The organism is Pleomorphochaeta naphthae, assembly GCF_055396005.1.
In genome coordinates, this window is the sequence record NZ_AP042457.1 from 669,919 (window position 1) to 695,564 (window position 25,646).

A 25,646-nucleotide genomic window follows, 5' to 3' on the forward strand; every position below is an offset into this window, starting at 1 on the left:
GGAAGTGATCAGGCGATGCAGCTAATTGGCTCAGGAGTATATGAGAAAGGGGTAATGACAGTTACCTTAGGATCAGGTGCTCAGACTGTTATGTTAGAAGATAAACCAATAGCAAATCCTAAATTAAATACTCATTTGTTTTTATCGGCAATCCCTAACTATTGGTTTAGTATGGGTGCAGTATTAAATGCTGGTTTAGCTTTTACTTGGCTCAAAAGAACGTTTTTTGAAAATCTAAGTTATAGAGAGATGGATGAATTAGCAAAAGAAATTCCACCTTGTTCTAATAATTTAGTTTTTTTCCCATGCATAGCAGGAGAAAGGACTCCTTATTTAGATTCAAAAACTAGAGGTATTTTTCTTGGAGCTACATATATACATACAAAAGGTGATTTTATTAGGGCTACGATGGAAGGAATAGCTTTTTCAATAAAAGAGAGTTTTGATTTATTAAGCGAAAGAGGATATAACCCCAAAAAGATAATAGCAGCGGGAGGTGTGGTTAATAGTCCTCTTTGGTTACAAATAATAGCAGATATTTTAGGTAAGGAAATTTGGTTAAATGAGGCAAAAGAGCAAGCTTCAGTTGGAGCTTGTATTGAAGCTGGAATAGGAATAAACATTTTTAAAAACGAAGAAGAAGCTTGTAAGAAAATGATAAAGAGTCCAACTAAAGTTATAAAGCCAATAGAAGAGAATATTGAAAAATATAATCAGTTTTTCAACAATATTTATAAGGAAATTTATAAAGCAAATAAAGGTATTTTCGATAAATTAAGTTGAGATTTAAAGTTTTCCTTACATAGACAATATTATGATTGGATGAAAGAACACTCCTACTTTATTAGATTTTAAATAGTAAAGAAAGCTCAGCTTTTAAATATATATTTAATTCCAAAAGATTATAGACTTAGTAAGTCCATCCTATTTTAAGAGTTAATTGAATATCTGATATGCCCCCGTTTAAGTTTACATTTAGAAATTAAGTGCACCTCCTCTAGTTTACAGCTAGAGGAGACTCTATGAAAAATTAAATAAAGATCGAGAATCTAAAATTAAATCTTCAATGAACTTTATATTAGAAAGAGCAAATGGGGTAGTTTTTACATGTTTAATACAATTGTTCAAGCTATAAATACTACCGCTTTGAGAGTGAATTTGTACTTGAGAAGGTATTTCAGTAGTAAATATAAATTTTGCAAATTATAAAGGAGATAGGCGTGATATTTCAAATTTAATATAATATGGGGCATTTTTATCTATTTCAAAATATCTACTGAGTTTGTTTTCAAAAGGAATGTGAACTTAGAAAAATAAAAGAGATTATAAAATAATAGATGAAAGTAATTTAAATACAATAAATCATTTTTAAAATTATAACTAAAATAATCTATTATATCTTTCATTAATTATATCTTTATATTTAATTTTTTTCTCTTCTGGTAATAAGGATTCATCTATCTCCTTTATTATTTGCTGATACTTATTCTTATAAAATTTAAAAATTCTATCCACCTGTACGGATGTTAGGTTATATTTTTTTGCAAGATTTAAAAAATTAGTTTTATTTAAATTGTTTTTCTTACCATCAATACTTAGAGCTAATTCTTCACTATCCCCAGTTTCAATAATTGTGTTAAGTAAGTCATAGGAAGGGGTGAGTATATACTTCCCTTTATTTTTATAAAGAGAGAAATTCTTTAGATGCATGTCTGAATTTCCAACAATGAAACTAAATAAAATTAAATTATATAGTTTATATAAATCTAGCCCAATGTTATCTGAGAATGTAGCTAATATTTTACCAACTCTCTCATAAGACGATTTGTATTTTTGTTCTGTTAGCACATTACCTAATTGGCAAAAGTCTTCCATTGCTATTTTTTTATTATTAATTCGATCAATTCTTTTTGTTATATAAGAAAGAGATTCATCTTCTAATTTTATAAGTCCAAAAGGTACAGTATCAATCATACAAAGTTTTGCTAAATGCATAGTTAAGTATTCATTTTGACTGAGATAAGGGTAAGCTGAATTATTAGGTTTTAGAATATATCCACTTGGATAATTAATTAAAGTTAATCTTGGCTCTGTTTTGCTCTTTTCTAAATGAAGTGATAATTTTTTTTGAACACCTGTAATAATTGAATTATTATCATTATTATTTAAATAAATATATCTGTAGTTTTTTAAATCTACTTTTGGTAAGGTAGTTGTGTTAAAAAACTTTTTTATACAGCTGTCATGCCAAATAGAATCTTTTGAATCGAGTTTCTTATTGCAACAAAGGCATTTATTTATCATTTTCTATCCTTACATTCCCAATACAATCTTTACAACAAGTTAATAATAATTCCATTCTGTCATTTCTGTTTAATTTCCAATTCTTGACAATTTTATTTAATAGCCATCCTTCAGGAATTAAACCATCGAAAAAAGGAAATAACACTTTTGAAGTATAAGGTTTTACTCTTTTAGGTAAAGTTAATGATACATCATCTCCATCATAATTTTGTAAATAAGAAAAAGAATATAATCCTTCATCTGATTCAACTAAAGTGCCAGCTAATTCATCATTTACATAAACTTTAGCCTTTTTCATTTTCAACATCCTTTAGTTTTACTGGGGCTGCGATGGCTCCAAACATATAAAGAGCTTGGTTGACTTTATCCATTCTTACTGTAGGTTTTCCTTGCTCTAAATCCCGAACAAATTTTAAGCCTAACCCAGAGATTTGGGCAAATTCTTTTTGTGTTAAATTTCTCTCTTTTCTTTCTTTTTTAACAAAATCACCAATTATAGTATGTTTCATGGTTAAATATTATACCCAAAAGCATATAAAATCAAGTAAAATATTATAGATTATATCCGATATAATATAATTTATGTCATTTGATGAAAATTATATCTGAAAGGATATAATTTACAATATTTTCTAATTTAGTATATCTTATCTGGTATAAAATTTTGATTTTAAAGTAAATTAAATATTTTATCTTTTTTATAATATTAAGTACATATTTTGTAAAATTTTGAACTTTTTTGTATTAATCTGTTTGTTCATTAAGATAGCTTGCTTTATAGAAATTAATCTATATATTATGAATTTGTGATTAAGTTAAGTTTCTATTTTATATAATTTAAAGGAGAAAGATAAAATGAAGAAATTGTATATTTTACTAACAAGTCTTATTTTATTTACAGTATGTAGCCCTTTAGTTGCAAGTCCTGTTGTTAGATTACATTTTCCACTGGTTAGACCAGTGATTATTAAAACACCTACAAATCCTGTTCCTAATACTTATGTAGAAGTTGAAGAAAATGAATTAGATGTAGATGGAACTTTAACAGTCCCAGAGGGAGACGGTCCTTTTGCTGTAGTTATAATTGATAGCAGAAGTGAAGGGGATAAAGATTTTAGTGAAGCTTTTGAATTTTTAGTAAAAGATTTAGCTCAAAATGGGATAGCATCGTATGTATTTGATACATCAAAAGTTGATTTATTTGATTCGTCAGTAATTAATTCTATTGAAGAATATTTAAATTCATTAGAAGAGATAGATGGAAGTAAAATCGGATTATTAGGATGGGATGCAGGAACAGTAAATGTCCTTCTTGCAGCAAATAATAATAAACATTTTGACAGTATAGCTACGTGGTCAGCTCCTCGTTCTACTGATGAATCTACAAAAGAGGGTGTTGTTGTTACTTATACAAAAAAAGGTAAAAGCTGGAGAAAAGGGGAATCTGTAACTAAAAAAGTTGTATATAAATCAGCTATTGATTGGACAAAAAAGTTAGATAGTATTTCAGAAATAAAAATTCCAATTGCATCTTTCCATGGTGAAAATGATGAAATAGCACCTATTTCTATAAGTGAACAAATTCAGGATTTAGGTAACAATAGGGAAAATAAACTTGTAGTTTTCGACGATGCAAATCATACATTCAATTTTTATTCAGAAGATTCATCAATTTTTGAAGATTTAATTGCTGAAACGGTTGACTGGTTTGTAGAAACTTTGAAATAATGGGCCTCTGAAACCCATAAATAGTAAATTAATTTCTCGATAAATGACTATTGGAGTATTTTATTTTAAATAAATAGTTAATATTGTTAATATTTTTTCTTCAGATTGATTATAAAGTTTTTTATTCGAGAAATAAAAATAGGATTGTTTTCTGTAATGGAAAACAATCCGCTTTTTTTATCTTAATTATTTTTATTTATTAGGAGTGCTAGTTGATTCTCTAATTTCTAGAGAAAAGGGAACAATAGCTTTAAAGTGAGAAAATAAATTTGGAGTTTTAATTTTCTGAATTAGATTTTGAACAGCTAATTTTGAAATGAAAGAAATATTTGAATTTACAGTAGTAAGTGGAGGTGAAAAAAATCTACTTTGGTTAATATTATCATATCCTACTATACTAATATCATTTGGAACTTCTAATTTAACTTCTCTAGCAGCTCTTAAACAACCAAAAGCTAAATTATCATTAAAACAGATTATAGCTGTTGGAATATGCTTAGATTTGAAAATTTCTAGAGCTTTTTCATATGAATGATTTGGATCCCATCCAATATTAATAATTTTATAATTATTGATAGAATGTTTTGTAAAACTATTTTTACAACCAATTAATCTTTCCTTAGTTGATAAATAATTAGTTAAGCCTGTAAAAAGAAGAAAATCTCTATGGCCTAAATCTATTAGATGATCAGTTATAGCTTCCATTCCGTAAATATTATCTGATAAAATAGAAGTAATTTTAGGAGAGTAATTATTAACTAGTATAGATGGAATATTGTGTCGATTTGAAATATCTATAAATTCCTCTAGTATATTGCTCATAAAAATAATACCAGAAAGCTTTTGATGCTCTAGTAAAGTTTTAAATTGGTCCTTGTCCTTTACAGAGGAATAGAGAAGTGTATAACCTAAAGGCTGAAGTTCTTTTTCTGCATAATAAAAAAATTCAGAATAAAAAGGTTGTGATATCCTATCCATTTTGTTTTCAGAAGGAGGAATAAATAATCCAATAGTTCCAGACGGTAAAGAATTTTCTTCAAGAGTTTCTTTTTTACAATTTAGAGACACTTCAGTGCCAATTCCTGGCTTTTTAATAACTAATTTATCTTCAACAAGTTTAATCAAAGCTTTTCTAATTGTAGTTCTATTGGCATTAAATTGCTCACTTAATTCTTTTTCTGAAGGTAAAAGAGAACCATCGGGAATTGCACCGCACAATATCTTATTTTTAATTTGTTCATAAACCTTCTCATACAAGAATTTTTTTTCTTCCATTTTAATAAAACCTTCTTTTAGATGCATAAAGTTGGGAATCCAACATGTAGGCTTTTATTGTAAAATGATATGTTATCAAATGTCAAGAAATATCATTTTTAAATTTTAACTTGAAATTTTACCAACATGTGTTAAAATAATTATACAATATGTTGTAAACATGTTGGCTTTTAAGAATAGAGGTAAAAATGTTAAAGCATATAAATAAAATCATCAGTCCTAGTTTAATGAAAATAATGATGGAAATGGGACATGGAGATGAAATGACAATTACAGATGGGAATTTCCCATCACTTTCATATTCTAATCGAATAATCAGATGTGACGGATTAACAATTGATGAAATTTTAGATGCCATTCTTTATTATTTCCCTTTAGATTATTTGATTTCTTATCCTGTTAAGATGATGAGCTGTCCAAAAACCGTTTTAGATGGACAAATTGTAAAAGAGAAATATAGTAAAATTTTAAATCCTTATTTTTCATTAAACCAATCTATAGAGTTTCTAGATAGACAAGATTTTTATGAAAGATCAAATAAATCTATAGTAACAGTTGTAACGGGCGATCAAGCTAGATTTGCAAATATTATAATAAGAAAAGGTGTTGTAAAAGATTAATAGAGTTTAGAATGAAAAATTAATTAAAGAATTAAATGAGGTAGAGAGGGTAAAAAAAATATGAAAGAAATAATAAAAAATAATAAGAGTAAAATCGTTTATGGATGTATGGGGGGAAGTGGAGCCTTTGGACCCATTGAAGAACAACAATCTATTGAGGCTTTACAAGTAGCTTTTGATGAAGGTGTTAATTTTTTTGATACTGCTGAAATGTATGGAGATGGTTATTCAGAACAATTATTAGCTAAAGCTTTAAATCATAAAAGAAAAGATATGGTAATCGTATCAAAAGTTAGTCCTGAACATTTAACTAAGGAAAAGATGATTGAAGCGTGTGAAAGAAGTTTGAAGAATTTAAAAACTGATTACATTGATATATATTTAGTGCATTGGCCAAATAGAGATATACCTTTTGAAGAATATATTGAAGGCCTTAGCAAACTAAAAAAAGATGGTAAAATATTGAATTATGGAGTTTCAAACTTCGGTGTAAAAGATTTAAGTGAAATATATTCAATAGATAAGAGCATTGTAGTAGATGAAGTATGTTATAATTTATTTACAAGAGCAATTGAATTAGAACTTGTTCCTTTATGTAAAGAAAAAAATATCCCAATATTTACATACTCATCACTAATGCAAGGCTTATTAACTGGAAAATATGAAACATTGGATCAGTTTCCTGAAAATAGAGCAAGAATGCATTTATTCGATAGTAGGAAAAGAAAACAGTGTAGACATGGTGGCGTGGGGCAAGAAGAACTAGGTCAAAAAGCTTTAGATAGAATGTTTGATATTGTAAAAGAGACAGATATTAAATTTAGTGATTTAGCAATAGGGTGGCTTAAAAGTAAAAAATTTGTAAATGGGGTAATTGTTGGAACTAAAAATGCTAAGCAAAGTCATAATTTAAGAAAGTTTATAGATCTAGAACTTGATCCACAAATCGTAAAAAGGATAGATGAGGTTACTTTAGATTTAAGAGATGCGCTTTCAACAAATATCGATCCTTGGGATTTTAGAACAAGATAAAATGAGGAATAATAGGAGGAAAAATGATCAAATTTAAAAAAAATGCAAAATATGATTTGATATGTGCATCTAGTATGGGAACAAGATTAGTTCCAAAAAATAGGCAACCAGTTAGTACTTCTACTGAGTTTGAGTTGCAATCAACCTCTGCAGAAACAAATGTATTGAATATCTCAGCTTCATTAAATTTAAAAACTAAAGTTTTAACAGCTTTTGTAAAAGATAATGCCATAGCTTCCTTTATAAAAAATCAACTTAGAATGAGAAATATTGAATTTGAGGGTCCAGATATTCCAAGTGGTGGCCCTTGGGGCTATAGACATCAAATAAATATAGCAGATAGTGGTTATGGATTAAGAGCTCCCAAAGTCACTAATGATCGAGCTGGGGAAGTTGGAAGAGATTTAAAAATTGAAAATTATGATTTAGAAAAACTTTTTGTTGAGGATGGTGTTAAATTACTTCACCTTTCTGGCTTAGTTGCAGCTTTAAGTGAGAATACTACAAAGTTTTGTTTGCAGTTAGCAAAAAAGGCAAAAGAAAATGGAACATTAATTTCTTTTGACTTAAATTATAGAGAATCTTTTTGGGTAAATAGAGAAAAAGAGCTTAGAGATGCCTTTATTCAAATTGCCTCTATATCTGATTTTTTAATCGGTAATGAAGAAGATTTTCAATTAGCTTTAGGTGTTGAAGGTCCTAAAGTAGATGGAAATAATTTAAAAGGAAATGTTGAGCAATTTAAAGAAATGATAAATAAAGTTAAAAAGTCCTATCCTAATGTAAAAGTTTTTGCAACTACACTTCGTCAAGTTGAAAATGCTAATGAACATTATTGGGGTGCAATAATGAATATTGAAGACTCGTGGTATGTAGAAGATGTTAGAAAGATTCAGGTATTAGATAGAATCGGTGGAGGTGATGGCTTTGTAGGTGGAATATTATATTCCGCATTAAAGAACTTTAAAGAAGAAGATTGGATCAAGTTTGGTTGGGCAACGGGAGCTTTAGCTACTACGATGGCAAGTGATTATGCGACTGTAGAGAGTGAAGATCAAGTTTGGTCAATATATAATGGCAATGCAAGAATAAAAAGGTAGGGCATGATTTTATGAATAACAAAAAAGCAGATATTGGATTAATAGGTCTTGCTGTCATGGGTGAAAACCTAGTTATGAATATGGAATCTAAAGGTTATAAGGTTGCTGTATTTAATAGATCGGTAAATAAAGTAGATAATTTTATCAACACTAGAGCCAAAGGTAAAAATATAGTAGGTACTCATAGCTTGAAAGAATTAGTGTCTAAGATTGAAAAACCAAGAAAAGTAATGTTACTTGTTAAAGCAGGAAATCCTGTCGATAGTTTTATCAACCAATTAATACCTCTTTTAGATAAAGAAGATATAATTATTGATGGTGGTAATAGCTATTTTGAGGATACTATTAGAAGAACAAAACTAGTTGAAGAACATGGATTGTATTATATTGGAACTGGAGTCTCTGGTGGAGAAGAAGGAGCTCTTAAAGGGCCTAGTTTAATGCCTGGAGGTTCAAAACAAGCTTGGATTCAAGTTAAAGATATTTTACAAAATGTGAGTGCTAAAGTAGAAGATGGCTCTCCATGCTGTTCTTGGGTTGGAGATAATGGTGCCGGTCATTTTGTAAAAATGGTACATAATGGCATTGAATATGGGGACATGGAATTAATTTGTGAAGCCTATAGTTTGTTGAAAAACGTTTTAAAATTAAGCAATGATGAGATACAACAAATATTTTCTGCTTGGAATGATAGTGAATTAAATAGTTATTTAATAGAAATAACAGCTGCCATACTATCTCATAAAGAAGAAGATGGAAGTTACACAATTGATAAAATACTTGATACTGCAGGACAAAAAGGTACAGGGAAATGGACTAGTATTTCTGCTCTAAATCAAGGAGTTGCTTTAACACTAATAAGTGAAGCAGTTTTTTCGAGGTTTATTTCAGCTAAGAAAGAAGACAGAGAAGGAGCCTCAAAAATATTCAATAAACCTGAAATTAAAATACCTCAAAACAAACAAGAATTTATAGCAAAGATAAAAAATGCTTTATTTGCGTCTAAAATAATCTCATATGCCCAAGGTTTTGCTTTAATGATGGAAGCTGCAAAGACTTACAAATGGGAATTAAATTATGGTGAAATTGCCCTAATGTGGAGAGGTGGTTGTATAATTAGATCTTCTTTTCTAATTAAAATTAAAGAAGCTTATGATAAAAATCCTAAGTTGAAAAATTTAATTTTAGATCCATATTTCTCATCTATCATAAACTCTCTTAGTGATGATTGGAGAGATGTTGTTTCTCTTGCAGTTAAAAATGCAATACCGACACCTGCTTTCTCATCAGCTTTAAATTATTTTGACGCATATACAAGTGCGAGATTACCTGCTAATTTATTACAAGCACAAAGAGACTATTTTGGAGCTCATACATACGAAAGAGTAGATATGAAGAGAGGTGATTTTTTTCATACGAATTGGACTGGAGAAGGTGGAAATACTTCATCATCTACATATAACGCTTAACAAAAAACTCCTTTTTGATAATTTTATACGACTTTTCACTAGCCAATCTTAATTTATGATTGGCTAGTGGATATTTTATGTTTAAATTACTTTAATTAATAAATAAATGATATTTCAAGTAATATTTGAATGCTAAATAAACACATGTAAAAATAAAAAATTGACTGACTGAAGAGTTGGTATATAATATTTAGAAGTTAAATTCTATTTGAAAGATATTTTAAAATAATAATTTAATTTATGAATTTTCTTAATTGGAGGTTTAACTTATGAAAAATGAAAACCAATCAGCGGCAGACTGCGTGTTAGCCTTTATCAAAAAGAAGATTGGTAATGGGGAATGGAAAAAAGGTGATAAAATATATACAGAACCTCAATTAATGAAAGAATTAAATGTTAGTAGAGCAGCAGTTAGAACTGCAATAGATGAATTAGTTGCTTTAAATGTTTTAATAAGAATTCAAGGGAATGGTACATTTGTCTCAGATACCGCAATTTCTCCATTGATGAATTCATTACTTCCTTTATTATTATTTGATGATTTTGATTCTTTGACTGTACTTGAATTTAGAAAAATCATTGAACCCGCTTGTGTTGAGTTATTTATAGATCGTTATAGTGATGAAAACATAAAAGAGTTAGAAGAGTGTTTGAGGATAATGACAAAAAATGAGCTTTCAAATAATCAAGAATTTTATAAAGCTGATTTTAACTTTCACACAATAATTGTGAAAGGGACTCAAAATTTATTAGCATCAAAAATAATGGAAATACTTCATGATGTTTTAATCAGTTATCAACATAAATCGAACCAAGCGATTGGCCCAAAGACTGGTTTAATTGAGCATAAAAGAATTTTTGAAGCCATAAAAGCAAAAGATAAAAATTTGGCCTCGCTATTAATAAAAAGACATATAGAAAGATCTGAAAAGGATATGAAAGAATATATAAAGGCAAAGTTAGTTTAGATACTTTTTAACAATATCAAGATATAATAGTATGAAAGTTATAATTACTTTAAGTTAAAAAAAATGAGTTAAAGATAAAAAATATACTCTAAGACAAAATATCTTAGAGTACAAATTTTTAATATTTTAATTATTGTTTAGTTGTAGTTTTTGAGAAAGAGTGTGTTATTCTATCGATAATAATTGCTAAGAATACTATTGAAATACCTGCTTCAAAGCCTCTGCCAACCTCAATCCTACTAATTGCTAAGAGAACTTCCATTCCAAGTCCTTTTGCCCCAATCATCGATCCAATAACAACCATAGCAAGGGCCATCATTGTTGTTTGGTTTATTCCTACCATAATAGAAGGTTTAGCTAGAGGGAGTTGAACATCGAAGAGAATTTGTTTTGGGGTAGCCCCAAAAGCTTTAGCAGCTTCTAAAGCTTCAATATCTACTGTTCTAATTCCTACATTTGTTAAGCGAATAACTGGAGGAACAGCATATATTATTGTAGCAACCATTGCTGGGACTTTTCCCATGCCAAAGAACATTAGAGCCGGAATTAGATAGACAAAACTTGGCATAGTTTGCATTGCATCCAATAAGGGTTTTAATATTCTCTGTGCTCTATCGCTTCTAGCCATTTTTATACCTGTAGGTAGCCCAATGAGAAGAGAAAATACTACAGAAGATATAACCAAACTAAGAGTTCTCATTGCTAAGTCCCAATAGTTAAAAGCTCCGATAATAAACATCATAGTCATAAAAATAATGCCAGTGCTTATTTTTCCTAAAAGTTTCCATCCTGCTAAACCAATTAACAAGATAATCACAAACCATGGAACAAATAAGAATAAATTTTCTAGAGCTAGTACTACGTGTAATATAATAGCTCCAATGAAATCAAAAAAGCCATCTAGGTGTATAAGTAGCCAATCCATTATCGAATCTACAACTTTTGCCACTGGTAAATTAATCATTTCTGGAAATTCAAACATACTATTCACCTCCTAGGGGGGAAAGGGACTCAAAGATATGATCAGTTGTTACAATACCTTTTAATCTATTCTTTTCATCTACTACTGGAATTGGCCAGGGATTTTCTGTAACTATAGGAAATAACTCTTCAACTAAAGTATCTTCATTAACTGTTGTAACTTTCTTTATTGAAGAAATAGGTATAGTTTTTGACTTATTTTCATTTTCTAAAAGATTTATTAATTCTTTCTCTCTGATAACGCCTAGAAGTTCTCTCGATTTATTAACTATAAAAGCGGCTCTTCTTTTATTAGCTCTGATTAGGGTTAAAGCAGTTTTAGGGCCTTCCCAAGCATAAGCGAGTACAGATGGTTCTTCCATGATGCTACAAGCAGTTAAAACTTTTGCAGGGGATGCATCTTGAACAAATTCTTGTACATATTCATCTGCAGGATTTGTAACAATTTCTTCAGGTGTTCCAACTTGAACCACCTCACCGTCTCTAAGGATAGCAATTTGATCGCCAAGTTTAAGTGCTTCGTGCAAGTCATGAGTTACAAATATTATAGTTTTTTTAAGTTTTTCTTGCAGTTCAACTAATTCATCTTGCATTTGTCTTCTAATTAAAGGATCTAAACCACTAAAAGGTTCATCCATTAATAGAATTTCTGGATCATTTGCTAAAGCTCGAGCAAGACCAACTCTTTGTTGCATACCGCCGCTTAAGGATCCAGGGTAATAATCTTCCCAGCCTTTTAATCCGACAGTTTCTAAAGTTTGCATTGCCTTAGCATATCTTTCACCTTTAGGAATACCTTTAATTTTTAATCCATATGCCGCATTATCTAGTACAGTTAAATGCGGAAGAAGTCCATAATGTTGGAAAACCATTCCAAAAGTGTCTCTTCTAAAATGTAAGAGTTGATCATTGTTCATTTTAGTAATGTCTTTGCCATTAATAATAATATTACCCTTAGTTGTGTTTACCAAACGTATTAGAGATCTAATTAAAGTAGATTTTCCACTTCCAGAAAGTCCCATTAATATATAGAATTCACCTTTTTTTATTTCTAGATTAATATTTTTCATTCCCACAATACATCCAGTTTTTTCTTGGATGACTGATTTTGATTCACTCATTAATTTTTTTGTAAAAACTTTTTTTGAATCTTTACCATAGAGTTTCCATACATTTTTAATTGATACTTGTGGTGTGTTTGTAGTCGATTCCATATTACTCCTATAATGCTGCTTTAACTTTTTGTGCTACTTCATCTGAAACCCATTTTGTCCAAACGTTTTCTTTATTTTTTAAGAACCAATGTGCAGTCTCTTCTGTTGACCAACCTTCATCATCCATTTTTGCTAAGAATTCATTGTTATCAGCAACGCTTGTTGAATAATTTTTTAATAATTCTACAACTTCAGGAGCTCTCTCTAATAATGATTTATTGATTAAAATGTTAACATCAGCAGGGTCGAATTCACTGCCTTCAAGTAGTACCATATCAAGTTTTCCTAAGATAGCAGTAGGTGCCCAATAATAGCCAACCCAAGGTTCCATCTTTTTATAAGAACCTACCATAGAACCAGCTAATGCTGAGCCTGAGCCAGTGATTGCAAGGTTAAATGTCTCTTCGAGATTGTATTCATTAAATATATCATCAGAGATTTCCATTTGGCCCCATCCGGCAACACCCCCGTAAACTATACCTTTTGAAGGATCTTCTGGATCTTTAAATAAATGAGCATATTTAGGTAAATCTGCTACACTTTTTAAATCAGGTGCAAGAGCATCTTCACCTTCAACTAAATATCTAGGTACCCACCAGCCTTGTGGAGCATCAGGCATATTTTGACCTAAATCAATTAGATTGCCAGATTCGATACCTTTGTTATATATTTCCATTACATTTTGATGCCATGATTCCATATCTACATCTACATCGCCTTGGATAATACCATTCATAATAGGCATTGTGTCTCCTGGAACGTAATCAGCTACATAGCCATCAAATCCATTTTCAATTATGAAACCTGCAATTTTATTGTGAACTTGTACACTGTCCCATGAAAGATCACCAAATACAATCGTTTCAACCTCTGTTTCTTCTTGTCCTGAAGCAAATAGTGCTGTTGAAACAGATAACCCAATAAGAGTTAAGATAATTGCTTTTTTTAAGTTTTTAAATTTTTTCATTTTATTCCTCTGATAATAATTTTGTGTTCTAATGTTTATAATACTAAAGAATTTTTAGGGAAAGTGTCAACACTATTGCTAAAATTACTTAGATGTGTAAGTATTAAAAGAGCATTATAGAGCTTAAAAAGGGTTTTATGTCAAAATAAGGATATAAATATAATGTTTATAATACTAAGTATTTTTGTTCAATTGTTATTATTGATATATGGTTTATATTACTAATGCTATTTAAAACAGTATAAACTAAGAAACATTATTTATAATTTAAGGTAGTTTTTAATAGAATAAAAAGTGAAATAAGATAAATAAATTTTTAAGAAAGGTTTAAAGCAGTAGCTGGATTTTATTGAAAAATATGGTTTAATATTTTATCAATCGAGTCTATAATTATTTTACAAAAAAAAGAAGTTTGTGGCTAAGCTTAGTATAAAAAAATAAAAACAAAGCCATGAATGGAATATATTGATAAGAAATGAATAAAATTAGATGGATTTAGTAAAATAGATATAAAATATTTAGTATTTTTATTTAAATAGTTAGGTGGTAATAATGGATCATTATAGTATTGCAGAAGATGTGTTTGTTGCATTAAGAAAAATAGATAGAGCTATAGATTTACATTCTAAAAAATTAAAAAAACAATTTGGGCTAACAGGTCCTCAGCTTATGGTTTTAAAGGCTATAAAGCATAATTCTAATATGCAAATATCGGCAATAGCAAAAGATATTAGTCTATCTCAGGCGACTGTTACAAGTATTCTTGACCGTTTAGAATTACAAGGATATGCCAAACGACAAAGAAGTGTAGTTGATAAGAGAAAAGTAAATATAGTATTAACAGAAAAATCACAAAAAATTTTGGAACATGATGTAGATTTAATCCATGAGGATTTTTATGCAAACTTTAATAAACTCGAACATTGGGAACAACTTATGATTTTAGCTTCCCTTGATAGGTTAGGAGCTTTATTAAATGTAGAACATGTTTCAGATGATAGTGATTTAAGAATAAAATAATTATAAATGAAAATCTTTTAAATTGAGCAGCTATCTAAAATATCTTTTATAGTTTTAGGTAGCCTTTGTTTTTTCATTTACAAGTAAATAATCAAAAAAAAGATACTACAAAATGCAGTATCTTTTTTGGGTGAGCGCCATATGGGAATCGAACCCACGTTATCAGCTTGGAAGGCTGGAGTAATACCATTATACGAATGGCGCATATTTGTTTTTTAGTTTGTTGATTGATGTTTTTATCTAATCAACGATTGAGATATTATAAAAACTTGCTTAATAGGTCAAGTGGTTTTGATAAAAAAAATCTAAAAGTTTTTTTATTTGAGATGTTATCATTCTATTAATATATGGTAATTCTTTATGAGACATTTACATAAACAAAAAGAATTATTTTAAGAAGATAGTTTAGAGTAACTGAATTTCAGCATAAAATAAGGAAAAATTATCAAGTTTAATTTAAATTGATAAGTATTAGCCCTATTTAGTTGATTTGTATAGTATAGGATTGACATAGAAGTATAATATGGTGTTTATATAAGTTAAATATAAAAAAAGAAATTATTTTGAAAAAAATAATATTAAGCGAGGAATAATATGGGACAGCGCGGAGAAGTTTTTACAACTAGTATCAAAAAAAATGATAGAACTTATTTTTTTAATGTTAAAGAAAATGTTTATGGCGATTTATACTTAAATATAGTAGAAAGTAAAGGTGATGAAGAATCTAATAGATATATTAGACAGTCAATTTTAGTATATCAAGAAGATATGGGTGAATTTGTAAGAGAATTCCAAAAATCTTTAGATTTTATAAAAAAATATTCAACCAAGAAAAATTAAAACAATTCTAATTGTTCATCTTCAATTTTTTTAAAAGTGAACGATTTTCTGTGAATAGGGGATAGTCCATACTTTTCAATCATTAAACGATGATATTTAGTTGGATATCCCATATGTTTTTTAAACCCATATTCTGGCCATTTTTTATCACAGTAAGTCATAAAATTATCTCTAGAAACCTTTGCAAGGATAGAAGCAGCCATAATTTCAGGATAGATAGAATCTCCTTTAACAATAGCTCTAGTTTCAATATTGAGGTCTGGAGTTTTGTTTCCATCAACTAAGGCCAAATCAATTGGTTTGCCATATTTTTGGGCTACGAGATTAAAGGCTTTTTCCATGGCTCTCATACTAGCCCATAAAATGTTTAATTCATCTATTTCTTTAGGGGTGCACCAAGCAATACTGTAGCAAGTAGAATATTTGATTATAGCTTGATAAGCTTCATTTAAGCGTTTTTTATTTAGTTTTTTAGAATCATCTAAAAGTTCAATTGGGAAATCCTTATTCAAAATACAAGCACCAGCACAAACAGGTCCTGCTAAAGGGCCTCTTCCAGCTTCATCTAGTCCTATTGTTATTTTGTTCTCTATTGAGTTTTGATTAGATTCCATATTGTCAAAAAGAAAAGTTTCCATAGCTTTAAATATCCTAAATAATTATTTTAAATATAATATCATAATTTGAACTTTAGTTAAACTTAACTAGTTCCTATATAATTTTTATAATTAATCATATCATTTTCATAAATTAAATAGTAGTTTATATATAATTATTATATCATATTTATATAATAAAAAAAGAAAAAAGAATTTAAAAGTTTACATAATTGTTATAATTTGTTTAAAATTATATTTAAAATATATTATTATTTAATTTAAACTCATAAAATTGATATCATTTTACTATAATAATTATATAACTATTTTTAATTTTATAAAATCAAAATATTATATTATTATCATAAAATATTCTAATAATATTGAAAAAAAGTTAAATTATGTTATTATTTATTAATAATTATATTTTAAAAAAGTTGGTGCAATTTTGTTTTTAAAGAGTCTCGAATTATACGGATTTAAATCTTTTGCTGATAAAACTAAATTAGATTTTTCTGATGGAATTACTAGTTTACTAGGTCCTAACGGATGTGGAAAAAGTAATATAGTTGATGCAATAAAATGGGTTCTAGGTGAACAATCTACAAAAACACTTAGAGCTGGAAAAATGGAAGATGTTATCTTTAATGGAACAGATAAAAGAAGCCAACTACAAATGGCTGAAGTTGTTTTGCTTATAAACAACGAAGGCAGACACTTAAATCTTGATGTTAATGAAATAGAAATAAAGAGAAGAGTATATCGATCTGGTGAGAGTGAATATTATCTAAATAAAAACAGAGTTTTGTTAAAAAATATTAAAGAATTATTTTTTGATACAGGAGTTGGTAAAAGTGCTTATTCTATCTTAGAGCAAGGTAAAATAGACCAAATTTTATCAACAAGACCGGAAGATAGACGTTATATTTTTGAGGAAGCTGCTGGAATTTCTAGATTCAAACAACAGAGTAAAGAAGCTCAGAGAAAGATAGAGAGAACTGATGAGAACATAGCTCAAGTTGATACTATTTTAAGAGAAGTTAAAAGAACTTATGACTCTAAAAAAACTCAAGCTACAAAGTGCTTTAAATATAATGAATTAAATAAAGAAAAATTCAATTTAGAAGTTGAGGTTCAACTCTCAACAGTAAAATCTTATCTTATGTTAAAGGATGATAAACAAAATCGACTTTCATCCTTAGAAGAAGAAATTCGAAATAAAAGTGTTTCATTAAATGGTCTTGATACCGTTATTAGTGAGATGCAAGAAGATTTGAGAAATAAAACATCAAAAAGAGTAGAAATTCAAACGGAGTTAAAACGCTTAGAAGAGGAGCATAAAGGTAAAACTGATTTTATTGAATTGTTGAATAGATATTATAAAGAGGCTTTATTGAATAAGCAATCCTCTTATGATAAAGCAAAAGCTCTTGAAGAAAAATTAATTTTAAATGAAGAGTTAATTAAAGATAAACAAACAAGAATTGAAAAACTAAAATTAGAAGCTCAAGATATTGATATAGATATTAAAAAACTAGAAAAGTCTTTAGAAAGTGCTAGGTCTTTAATAGCTAAACAAACTAAAGAAATAGATGAACTTGAAAAGAAAATTTCTCAAGGTGAGGAAATATATAATTCTCTTTCATTAGAATTAAATGAGATTACTGATGCAATTGTAGTTCAATTAGATTCTAAACTTAAAGATAGCGGATATAATTCTTCTGCAAGAAAAGATATTAGAGGAAAAATAGATGATAAATTGAATTATATTATTACTTCTTTAGAAAACCAAAACAAGTTTATAAATCAATTAAATACTTTAGATAGTGAATCTCTAATTAAAAAAATAAAAAAAGATAAACAAACAAATATAAGCAATTTAGAGTCTCTAAAAGCACTTTTAAATCAATACGATTTAGCAATTCCAACCTTTATTGATGATTTTATTAATGAGGATGGTATTGTCTCAAAAAAACACAAATTAGATAAAAAAATCTTATCAAATCGAGAAAATATAAATATATATAGGACTCAAATTTCTTATTTAAGAAATGACAATGAAAAATTGAGTAATCAATGTTCTGATTATAAAGATAGTATTAGCGATTTAAAAATTATGCTCGAGCAAATAAATGGTTCTATAGGAGAGCATAAAGTTGCTATTGATACAATAAAAAGATCTAATGATGAGTTAAAACTAGAATATAATGATAGGTTAATAGAAGCTAAAGGTGCAGCCCAAAAAGCATCAAGTCATCAAGAAACAATTAGAGTAACTGAAAAAGAAATGAATGATATAGCTCAAAGGGGAATTTCTTTATCCGAACAATTAGAAGAGTTAATAGAAGTAATTGAACAAAAATCTAATGAAATTTCAATGAAACAGAATCAAAAAAATTCCGCTTTTGAAACTATAAATAAGTTAAGAAGAGAAAAAGATCAGTCTGAATTACAGATTCAATCTATTGGTGAAATGATAGAACAAATTTATAACAACTTTTTTGAAACCTATAGTAGAAATCTGGCAGAGTTTGAAGATAAGATGAAAGAGGAATTAGATAATCCTAAAATACTTAGAAATAGACTTGAAGATGTAAAAAAAGAAATTTCTCGCCTAGGCTATATTAACCAAATGGCAGGTGATGAATTTGAAGAAGCAAAACAACAATATGAATTTTTATCATCACAAATTGCAGATTTAATGAAGGCAAAAGCTGATTTAGAAAATGTTGTAACTAGAATTACAAATGAGAGTGAAGAGCGTTTTTTAACGACATATAAGCAAATTTCTGAAAATTTTCAGTTGATGTTTAGAAGACTTTTTGGAGGAGGGCGAGCTGAGCTCAAATTGTCTGATCCTGAAAATATTCTTGAAAGTGGTATAGAAATTTTAGCTCAACCCCCAGGAAAAAAATTAACAAATCTTTCCTTATTAAGTGGGGGAGAGCGGTCTATGACAGCTGTTGGACTCTTGTTTGCAACTTATCAAGTTAAGCCAAGTCCCTTCTGTATTTTAGATGAAATTGATGCAGCTTTAGATGATAGAAATATAGGATTTTTCCTTTCAGTATTGGAAGAATTCTCAAGAGATAGCCAGTTTATTATTATTACCCATAATAAACATACCGTAACAGGTAGTAGAACTCTTTTAGGTGTTACTCAAATTGAGCCTGGAGTATCTACTACAGTAAGCTATAAGATTGGGGTAGAAAAAGGTGCTCCTGTTATACTTAATACTAATGATGAAGAGGTAGATGTATAGCTTAGTGTAGCTTCTAATACCTTGACATTTTGACTTTTATTAAGGTATAAGTAGCACAGAAATCCAAAAAAATATGAGTAAGATATGTTTGAATCAATAAGTGAGAAATTTTCTTCAATTATTAGAGATGTTTCCGGAAAAGGAAAAATTACAGAAAAAAATATTGAAGATGCAGTAGAACAAATTAAAATTGCATTATTAGATGCCGATGTAAATTTAAGAGTTGTTAGACGTTTTATTAATGGAACTAGGGAAGAGGCTTTAGGTGAAAAAGTATTAAAAGCTATAGACCCTGGTCAGATGTTTACTAAAATTGTCTATGACAGGATGGTAAATTTATTAAGTGCTGAAGATAAGCAAGAATTACAACTTAAAGGTCCTGATACGACTACTACTATACTTATGATGGGACTTCAAGGTAGTGGTAAAACAACTACAAGTGCTAAATTAGCTTTAAGTTTAAAGAAGAAAGGCAGACGACCTATGCTTGTTGCTGCTGACCTTGTTAGACCAGCTGCTATAACACAATTGCAAGTTTTAGGTGAACAAGTAGATGTTCCTGTTTTTACAATTGAAAGTTGTAAAGATCCTGTTAAAGTAGCAAAAGAAGGGTTAGCTTTTGCAAAGAAAAATCAATATGATGTGTTGATTGTTGATACTTCAGGAAGAATGCATCTAGATGAAGTATTAATGAATGAAATTCAAAAAGTTTCAAAAGCTATTAATCCTGATGAAACTTTATTTGTCGCAGATGCAATGACGGGACAAAATGCTGTAACTATAGCTAAAGAATTTGAACAAAAAGTTGGGATTTCAGGTGTTGTTTTATCAAAGTTTGATTCAGATACACGAGGTGGTGCAGCTCTATCTTTGAGAAGTGTTGTAGGTAAACCAATTAAATTCATCGGTAGTGGTGAAAAGATGGAGGATTTAGATCCTTTTTACCCAGATAGAATCGCTTCTCGTATACTTGGAATGGGAGATGTAGTTTCTCTTGTTGAAAAAGCTCAAGAAACTATTGATCAAGAAGAAGCTTTAAAACTTCAAGAGAAAATGAAAAAGAATACATTCTCTCTTCAGGATTATTTAGATCAATTAAATCAAATGGATAAAATGGGATCAATGGATAAGTTAATTCAAATGATACCAGGTGCAGCAGGACAAGTCTCTGCTGATGATATTCCAATGGATGAATTAAAAAGAGAGAAAGCTATCATATTGTCAATGACACCACAAGAGAGAGCTAATTATAGATTAATTGGTCCAACTCGCAGAAAAAGAATTGCTAAAGGTAGTGGTGTAAGTGTAGCTGAAGTTAATCGTTGTATTAAGAAGTTTGAAAAAATGAAGAATACAATGAGAAAGTTAACAAAAAATAAAAAATATCAAAAAATGTTACAAAAACAAATGGGATATTAGGATAATAAGTTGAAAATGTTTTTTAATTAGCATTGTACCTTGATTTTATGTTAATAAAAATGTATTATCCTTAATTTGTGAATGGTTGAAGGATAATTATGTCTTTTTACAAAAATAAAAAGCAATTATTATCCTTTTAAGTGTGAAAATTTATTTAAATCAAAATATGGTTTAGATATAACTCATATAGAAGCTAATAGAAATTCGAGTAGGAGGAATTACCGTGAGCACAAGCATGAGACTCAAGCGTTTTGGTTCCAAGAAAAGACCTTATTATAGGATCGTAGTAATGGATTCAAGAGCTGCAAACAAGAGTAGAACTCTAGCAGAAGTTGGCCAATATCATCCTGTTGAAGACAAAGAAGATCAAGTTGTTCTTAATGTTGAAGCAGTAAAAGATTGGTTACAAAAAGGTGCACAACCTAGTGCAACTGTACGCGCTCTTTTAAACAAGCAGGGTGTACAAGTTTCTAGAACTAGTCAAGAATAAGAGGATTAGTTGTGGAAAAAGATCTTGTTGAATACATTGTAAAGTCACTTGTTGATTTCCCTGATGATGTAGCTGTGAATGTTGTAGAAGGTGAAAAATCTACTATACTGGAACTCAAAGTTGCAACAGAGGATATTGGCAAAGTGATCGGCAAGCAAGGCCGCATCGCAAAAGCAATTAGAACCATCTTAAGTGCTACAGCGACAAAAGGCGGCAAGCGTGTTGTTTTGGAGATTTTGGATTAAATATGGATAAACTCGCAACGGCTATCATCCAGACATCATATGGTCTAAAGGGTGAGGTGAAGGTCCGCCCATTCAACGATGATTGCTCTTACTTAAAGAAATTAAAGCAAGGAATTATCCTCTTGAAGGATGGCCGCGAGATAACATATGCTATCGAAGGATTTCGAAAGAGTGGCAGTCAAGCGTACATAAAGTTTTCTGGAGTAGATGATCCAGAAACGGCAAAGAAACTAGCTGGCGCTACACTTCTAGTTCCAAAAAGTGAAGCTGCTCCTCTTAAGAAAGGTGAATACTATGTCTCTGATTTGCTAGGTTGCACCCTAATGCATGAAGATAAGCCGATGGCTAAGGTAGTTGGATTTTTTGATGGACCTCAAGCGTTATTATTAGAAGTTGAAGATGGTTCTAATAAGCGTTTCTTGGTTCCTTTATTAGACCAATACGTTGGTAAGGTCTCTATCGAAGACAAGACTATTGAATTGTTGGCGCAATGGTTGTTGGCATGAATATAGACGTAGTTACACTGTTTCCCGAAATGGTTCAAGGTTTCTTTTCGAATTCAATCATGAAAAGAGCTGTTGAAAACGGTATCATAACATATAATATGATTGATTTTCGTAACTTTGCTATTGATAGACATCATACTTGTGATGATTCTCCTTACGGAGGTGGTGCAGGAATGGTGTTAAAACCTGAGCCGCTGTGCAAGGCGCTTGAGAGTATCAAAGCAAAAGAAAAGCGGGTTATATATCCTTCTCCGTCCGGTAAGAAACTTACGCAAGCTCTTTCAAAAGAGTTAAGTGAGGAAGAAAACTTAGTTTTCATTTGTGGACATTATGAAGGTATTGACCAACGGGTAATAGACCTGTATGTGGATGACGAGATTAGTATTGGAGATTATGTAATCTCGAGTGGCGAGATTGCTTCTTTAGTGATTATTGATTCATTATATCGTTTAGTTGATGGTGTAATAAGTAGTGAATCACTTGAAGAAGAGAGTTTCAGTGACGGATTATTAGAGTATCCCCAATACACAAGGCCAAGTGTTTTTAAAGGCTTAGAAGTTCCTCAAGTATTACTTAGTGGGAATCATAAGAATATTAAACAATGGCGTTTGGAAAAGCGGCTTGAGAAGACACTTTCTTTTCGGCCCGAGCTTCTAGAACAAAAATCGTTAGATTTACAATCTAGAAAGACTTTACAAGAACTCAGAAACAGAGCAAAGAGGACCTAAAAATGGATTTAATTAAAGCTATTGAAGCAGAGCAGATGAAAGAAAACGCTGAAAATTTCAACGTTGGTGATACTATTAAGGTATTTTTTAAGATCATCGAAGGCACTACAGAACGTATCCAAGTATTTGAAGGCTTGGTTATTGCAAAGAATAACAGCGGCATCCGTCGTTCATTTGTTGTTCGTAAAATCTCCTACGGTGTAGGTGTCGAAAGGATCTTCCCATTACATTCACCACGTATTGAAAAAATTACAGTAGTACGTCGCGGTCGTGTTAGAAGAGCTAAACTATACTATATCAGAGATAGAGTTGGTAAATCAGCTAAAGTTAAAGAACTTATTGTACGTAAAAATAAATAGTTTTATTAAACTTTCTGATATAACAATTAAGGATAACATTATAAATGTTGTCCTTTTTTTTATTTTTGATTTTTTTTTATTGCTATTAATCAAATTTTTGGGTATTTTCATTATTAGGAGATATGTATGGACGTTAGTAACCAATCAAATATTGATAGACAAAATAAAAAAGCTGTGAAAAAGAGGAAAAATAGAACTCATTCATCTAGAAAACAAAAAATTTCTAAAGATGGAAAAGATTTATTGCCTTCAAAGAAAAAAGTCACTCCTAAAAGTTCTTTGCCCCCAGTTAGCATTAGAAAGGTAAAAGAACCATTGGTTAAATGTATCTATTGTGATAAAATTATAAATAATATTACTAGTGCTATCAAAGGTGATGAAGGGTATTATCATTTTGATTGTGTGTTAGATAAAATAAAAAAAGATTATAACGTTAAAGAAACACAGACTGTAAGTTACATTGGTAGAGGATCATTTGCAATAATCGAAAAAGATGAAAGCGGGACCCTAAAATTTGTTGAAACAATCCAAGTTGAAACTCCACAGCAGTTTGATTCGATGAAGAAGTTTGTTGAGGAAATTAAAGAATGATAGCAATGTTACCAGGGTCCTTTGATCCACCCACTTTAGGCCATATAGATATTATTGAAAGATCAGCTAAACTATATGAAAAATTGTATGTAGTTGTAGCTGCAAATATTCAAAAAAATCCTTTGTTTAATGCTCAAGAAAGACAGCAGATGCTTCAAGAAATCCTTAAGGATCATGATAATATTGAAGTTGTAATTCATAATGGATTAGTAGTTGATTTTGCTAGAAAAAATAAGATTAAAATTATGATTAGAGGGGTAAGAGCTTTAGTTGATTTTGGATATGAATTCGAATTAGCTATGACAAATAAACAATTATATAATGATTTAGAAGTATTGTTTATGCCCACAAGTCCAAATTATTTCTTATTAAGATCTTCAGCAATAAAAGAGTTAGCTTTTTATGGGGCTGAGATTGAAACAATGGTACCCCCTATAGTTGCTACGAAGATAAAGGAAAGATTTGATGTTTAGATTTGAATTCTTAGATAAAGAAAAACAATTACGATCCCAATTTTCACAAAAAATTGATGCTTGGAATGTTACAGTCTTAGAATCTTTATCTCTGCTTTCAATCTTTACAAGTGCATTATTTGCGGTTTTTAGTATTACAAGTTCCAATTCTTTATCTGTTATTTTATTCGCTTTAAGTTGTTTTGCTATTTTTTTGGCTTTTAAATTCCTTAAAGATTACAAAATTTCAAATGATATTAGACGGACCACCAAATATAGTATTATTTTTTGGATAATGTTCATTTCATATGTAATCTCATTAAACATATTTTTTTATGATAAATTTCCTGGATATCTTTTTGGAATGATTCAAATTCTTTTGGGACTAGTATTGCAATTATCTTTTTTTACAACTTTCTTAATTACAACGATATCTACAATAATTTATTTATTAGTATCTTACATTGTAAATACACCATTAGGTTTAGATTTTTCGGAAGTATTAATTGCTATAACATCTTATTCTTTTGTTTTACTTGGTTCCAATATTATTAGTGGAACTCGTGAAGTTGAATTAGAAAATCTTTCTAAACTTGAAAAGTTATCAACGCAAGATTCATTAACAAAATTATTGAATAGGCGATCAACTCAATATTTAATTGATTCTCATTTAGCAGATTCTGATACTGGCTTTCTATTTGTTATTGATGTTGATAATTTTAAAAATGTAAATGATAATCAGGGGCACTTAATTGGAGATTTGGTTTTAAAAGATTTGTCTAATAAGTTGTTTGAACTAACTCCTAAAAATGCAATAGTAGGTAGAATTGGAGGAGATGAGTTTGTTGTTTTTTTAGTAGATTCTACTAAAAAAGAAACAGAAGAGTTTGCTACAAAATTACAAAAAGAGTTTTATTCTTTAATTGAAAATACAATTGAAGAACAAGTTTCTTTATCTATTGGAATAGCACAAGTTCATCCTAAAGATAATTTTGATTCAGTTTTTGCACGTGCAGATTTAGCTCTTTATGATGTTAAACTAGCAGGGAAAAATGGCTATGCTTTCTACGTCTCTGAAGAAATTGAGTCAAATATCCCAACAATGTTAATTGTAGATGATACTTTTATTGCCAGAAGATTATTGAAAAGCTATTTTGAAAATAGTTTTAATATTTTACAAGCTGAAAATGGTAAAGAAGCTTTGAAGGTTTTAGCTCATCATCCAAATACATCTATCATATTATTAGATATGAAAATGCCTGTTATGGATGGCTCTCAATTCCTTGAAATTTATAGAAGAGATCCAATTTTAGCTAAAATTCCTGTTATTGTTATATCTGCAGATAAAAGTTATGAAGCTGAGGCCTTAAGTAAAGGTGCTAAAGATATGATTGTTAAGCCTTTTGATGTTGATATTGTTAAAATGCGTGTAGCAAATGTATTAGCGAATTCAAAGCTTAGATAATATAATTTTTTG

Annotated in this window: 27 protein-coding genes and 1 tRNA gene; 19 read left to right on the plus strand and 9 right to left on the minus strand. The window is 29.5% G+C overall.

Translation table 11 applies throughout. From position 1 onward, the window contains the following. Positions 1-54: 54 nt before the first annotated feature. Entirely contained in the window at positions 55-783 is a 729-nt protein-coding gene (locus ACZ5SO_RS03090; RefSeq protein WP_464627828.1) for an FGGY-family carbohydrate kinase, read from the plus strand. Positions 784-1,380: 597 nt separating this feature from the next. On the opposite strand, the gene ACZ5SO_RS03095 is transcribed toward ACZ5SO_RS03090, so the two are convergent. The 3 genes from ACZ5SO_RS03095 to ACZ5SO_RS03105 are packed head-to-tail and all read right to left on the minus strand — an operon-like array spanning position 1,381 to position 2,813. Beyond that, complete coding sequence (locus ACZ5SO_RS03095) at positions 1,381-2,304, minus strand: HipA domain-containing protein (RefSeq protein ID WP_464626708.1); 924 nt, start codon at positions 2,302-2,304, stop codon at positions 1,381-1,383. Continuing rightward, positions 2,294-2,602 carry a HipA N-terminal domain-containing protein gene (locus ACZ5SO_RS03100; RefSeq protein ID WP_464626709.1) on the minus strand — a complete coding sequence of 103 codons (309 nt, stop codon included), beginning with the start codon at positions 2,600-2,602 and terminating at the stop codon, positions 2,294-2,296. The genes ACZ5SO_RS03095 and ACZ5SO_RS03100 overlap by 11 nt, the downstream gene beginning before the upstream one ends. After that, positions 2,589-2,813: a helix-turn-helix transcriptional regulator gene (locus tag ACZ5SO_RS03105; RefSeq protein WP_464626711.1), complete on the minus strand. Its 225-nt coding sequence runs from the start codon at positions 2,811-2,813 to the stop codon at positions 2,589-2,591. The genes ACZ5SO_RS03100 and ACZ5SO_RS03105 overlap by 14 nt, the downstream gene beginning before the upstream one ends. Positions 2,814-3,159: 346 nt before the next feature. On the opposite strand from ACZ5SO_RS03105, the gene ACZ5SO_RS03110 reads away from it, so the two are divergent. Then, positions 3,160-4,032: an alpha/beta hydrolase family protein gene (locus tag ACZ5SO_RS03110; protein ID WP_464626713.1), complete on the plus strand. Its 873-nt coding sequence runs from the start codon at positions 3,160-3,162 to the stop codon at positions 4,030-4,032. Between the two features lie 192 nt (positions 4,033-4,224). Here ACZ5SO_RS03110 and ACZ5SO_RS03115 read toward each other — a convergent pair whose 3' ends face one another. Then, a complete protein-coding gene (locus ACZ5SO_RS03115) occupies positions 4,225-5,307 on the minus strand; it encodes a GntR family transcriptional regulator (protein ID WP_464626714.1) in 1,083 nt (360 codons plus the stop codon). Between the two features lie 188 nt (positions 5,308-5,495). On the opposite strand from ACZ5SO_RS03115, the gene ACZ5SO_RS03120 reads away from it, so the two are divergent. The 5 genes from ACZ5SO_RS03120 to ACZ5SO_RS03140 all read left to right on the plus strand — a co-directional run bounded on the left by ACZ5SO_RS03120 (position 5,496) and on the right by ACZ5SO_RS03140 (position 10,496). Then, positions 5,496-5,927 carry an RbsD/FucU family protein gene (locus tag ACZ5SO_RS03120; protein ID WP_464626715.1) on the plus strand — a complete coding sequence of 144 codons (432 nt, stop codon included), beginning with the start codon at positions 5,496-5,498 and terminating at the stop codon, positions 5,925-5,927. Positions 5,928-5,987: 60 nt separating this feature from the next. Continuing rightward, the gene (locus tag ACZ5SO_RS03125) at positions 5,988-6,959 is read left to right on the plus strand and encodes an aldo/keto reductase (RefSeq protein WP_464626716.1); all 972 of its coding nucleotides are present in this window, start codon (positions 5,988-5,990) and stop codon (positions 6,957-6,959) included. A 23-nt stretch (positions 6,960-6,982) separates the two neighbouring features. Further along, positions 6,983-8,059 carry a PfkB family carbohydrate kinase gene (locus ACZ5SO_RS03130; protein ID WP_464626717.1) on the plus strand — a complete coding sequence of 359 codons (1,077 nt, stop codon included), beginning with the start codon at positions 6,983-6,985 and terminating at the stop codon, positions 8,057-8,059. An 11-nt stretch (positions 8,060-8,070) separates the two neighbouring features. Continuing rightward, positions 8,071-9,528, plus strand: coding sequence for a decarboxylating NADP(+)-dependent phosphogluconate dehydrogenase (gene gnd, locus ACZ5SO_RS03135; protein WP_464626719.1), 1,458 nt, complete (start codon positions 8,071-8,073; stop codon positions 9,526-9,528). Positions 9,529-9,797: 269 nt separating this feature from the next. Next, positions 9,798-10,496, plus strand: coding sequence for a FadR/GntR family transcriptional regulator (locus ACZ5SO_RS03140; RefSeq protein WP_464626721.1), 699 nt, complete (start codon positions 9,798-9,800; stop codon positions 10,494-10,496). Between the two features lie 130 nt (positions 10,497-10,626). On the opposite strand, the gene ACZ5SO_RS03145 is transcribed toward ACZ5SO_RS03140, so the two are convergent. From ACZ5SO_RS03145 to ACZ5SO_RS03155, 3 genes are read right to left on the minus strand one after another with little or no spacing between them, the layout of a single operon-like run. Then, positions 10,627-11,478, minus strand: coding sequence for an ABC transporter permease (locus ACZ5SO_RS03145; RefSeq protein WP_464626723.1), 852 nt, complete (start codon positions 11,476-11,478; stop codon positions 10,627-10,629). Position 11,479: 1 nt separating this feature from the next. Then, entirely contained in the window at positions 11,480-12,691 is a 1,212-nt protein-coding gene (locus ACZ5SO_RS03150; RefSeq protein WP_464626725.1) for a quaternary amine ABC transporter ATP-binding protein, read from the minus strand. A 7-nt stretch (positions 12,692-12,698) separates the two neighbouring features. After that, positions 12,699-13,658, minus strand: a complete 960-nt coding sequence (locus tag ACZ5SO_RS03155) for an ABC transporter substrate-binding protein (protein WP_464626727.1) — start codon at positions 13,656-13,658, stop codon at positions 12,699-12,701. A 552-nt stretch (positions 13,659-14,210) separates the two neighbouring features. On the opposite strand from ACZ5SO_RS03155, the gene ACZ5SO_RS03160 reads away from it, so the two are divergent. Then, positions 14,211-14,678 (plus strand): MarR family winged helix-turn-helix transcriptional regulator, encoded by a 468-nt coding sequence (locus ACZ5SO_RS03160; protein WP_464626728.1) that lies wholly within the window; start codon positions 14,211-14,213, stop codon positions 14,676-14,678. 133 nt (positions 14,679-14,811) lie between these two features. Here ACZ5SO_RS03160 and ACZ5SO_RS03165 read toward each other — a convergent pair. Continuing rightward, positions 14,812-14,882, minus strand: a tRNA-Gly gene (locus ACZ5SO_RS03165). Positions 14,883-15,272: 390 nt separating this feature from the next. Here ACZ5SO_RS03165 and ACZ5SO_RS03170 point away from each other — a divergent pair. Then, positions 15,273-15,518, plus strand: a complete 246-nt coding sequence (locus ACZ5SO_RS03170) for a DUF3276 family protein (protein ID WP_464626729.1) — start codon at positions 15,273-15,275, stop codon at positions 15,516-15,518. Here ACZ5SO_RS03170 and ACZ5SO_RS03175 read toward each other — a convergent pair. Next, positions 15,515-16,156 (minus strand): ribonuclease HII, encoded by a 642-nt coding sequence (locus ACZ5SO_RS03175; protein WP_464626730.1) that lies wholly within the window; start codon positions 16,154-16,156, stop codon positions 15,515-15,517. The two genes, ACZ5SO_RS03170 and ACZ5SO_RS03175, sit on opposite strands and share 4 nt — an antisense overlap. A gap of 409 nt (positions 16,157-16,565) precedes the next feature. Between ACZ5SO_RS03175 and ACZ5SO_RS03180 the strand changes: the two genes are divergently transcribed. From ACZ5SO_RS03180 to ACZ5SO_RS03225, 10 genes are all read left to right on the plus strand, one after another. After that, complete coding sequence (locus ACZ5SO_RS03180; protein WP_464626732.1) at positions 16,566-19,379, plus strand: chromosome segregation SMC family protein; 2,814 nt, start codon at positions 16,566-16,568, stop codon at positions 19,377-19,379. An 84-nt stretch (positions 19,380-19,463) separates the two neighbouring features. Further along, complete coding sequence (gene ffh / locus ACZ5SO_RS03185) at positions 19,464-20,798, plus strand: signal recognition particle protein (RefSeq protein ID WP_464626733.1); 1,335 nt, start codon at positions 19,464-19,466, stop codon at positions 20,796-20,798. 235 nt (positions 20,799-21,033) lie between these two features. Then, positions 21,034-21,288 (plus strand): 30S ribosomal protein S16, encoded by a 255-nt coding sequence (rpsP, locus tag ACZ5SO_RS03190; RefSeq protein ID WP_464627829.1) that lies wholly within the window; start codon positions 21,034-21,036, stop codon positions 21,286-21,288. 11 nt (positions 21,289-21,299) lie between these two features. Beyond that, entirely contained in the window at positions 21,300-21,533 is a 234-nt protein-coding gene (locus ACZ5SO_RS03195) for a KH domain-containing protein (RefSeq protein WP_464626735.1), read from the plus strand. Positions 21,534-21,535: 2 nt separating this feature from the next. Beyond that, positions 21,536-22,039 carry a ribosome maturation factor RimM gene (gene rimM, locus ACZ5SO_RS03200; RefSeq protein ID WP_464626737.1) on the plus strand — a complete coding sequence of 168 codons (504 nt, stop codon included), beginning with the start codon at positions 21,536-21,538 and terminating at the stop codon, positions 22,037-22,039. Next, complete coding sequence (trmD, locus tag ACZ5SO_RS03205; protein WP_464626738.1) at positions 22,036-22,767, plus strand: tRNA (guanosine(37)-N1)-methyltransferase TrmD; 732 nt, start codon at positions 22,036-22,038, stop codon at positions 22,765-22,767. The genes rimM and trmD overlap by 4 nt, the downstream gene beginning before the upstream one ends. A gap of 2 nt (positions 22,768-22,769) precedes the next feature. Then, positions 22,770-23,126, plus strand: a complete 357-nt coding sequence (rplS, locus tag ACZ5SO_RS03210) for a 50S ribosomal protein L19 (protein WP_464626739.1) — start codon at positions 22,770-22,772, stop codon at positions 23,124-23,126. A gap of 126 nt (positions 23,127-23,252) precedes the next feature. Next, a complete protein-coding gene (locus tag ACZ5SO_RS03215) occupies positions 23,253-23,717 on the plus strand; it encodes a hypothetical protein (RefSeq protein WP_464626740.1) in 465 nt (154 codons plus the stop codon). Next, complete coding sequence (gene coaD / locus ACZ5SO_RS03220) at positions 23,714-24,190, plus strand: pantetheine-phosphate adenylyltransferase (protein WP_464626741.1); 477 nt, start codon at positions 23,714-23,716, stop codon at positions 24,188-24,190. Before ACZ5SO_RS03215 ends, coaD begins: the two co-directional genes overlap by 4 nt. Next, entirely contained in the window at positions 24,183-25,634 is a 1,452-nt protein-coding gene (locus tag ACZ5SO_RS03225; protein ID WP_464626742.1) for a diguanylate cyclase domain-containing protein, read from the plus strand. Before coaD ends, ACZ5SO_RS03225 begins: the two co-directional genes overlap by 8 nt. The last annotated feature ends 12 nt before the right edge of the window (positions 25,635-25,646 follow it).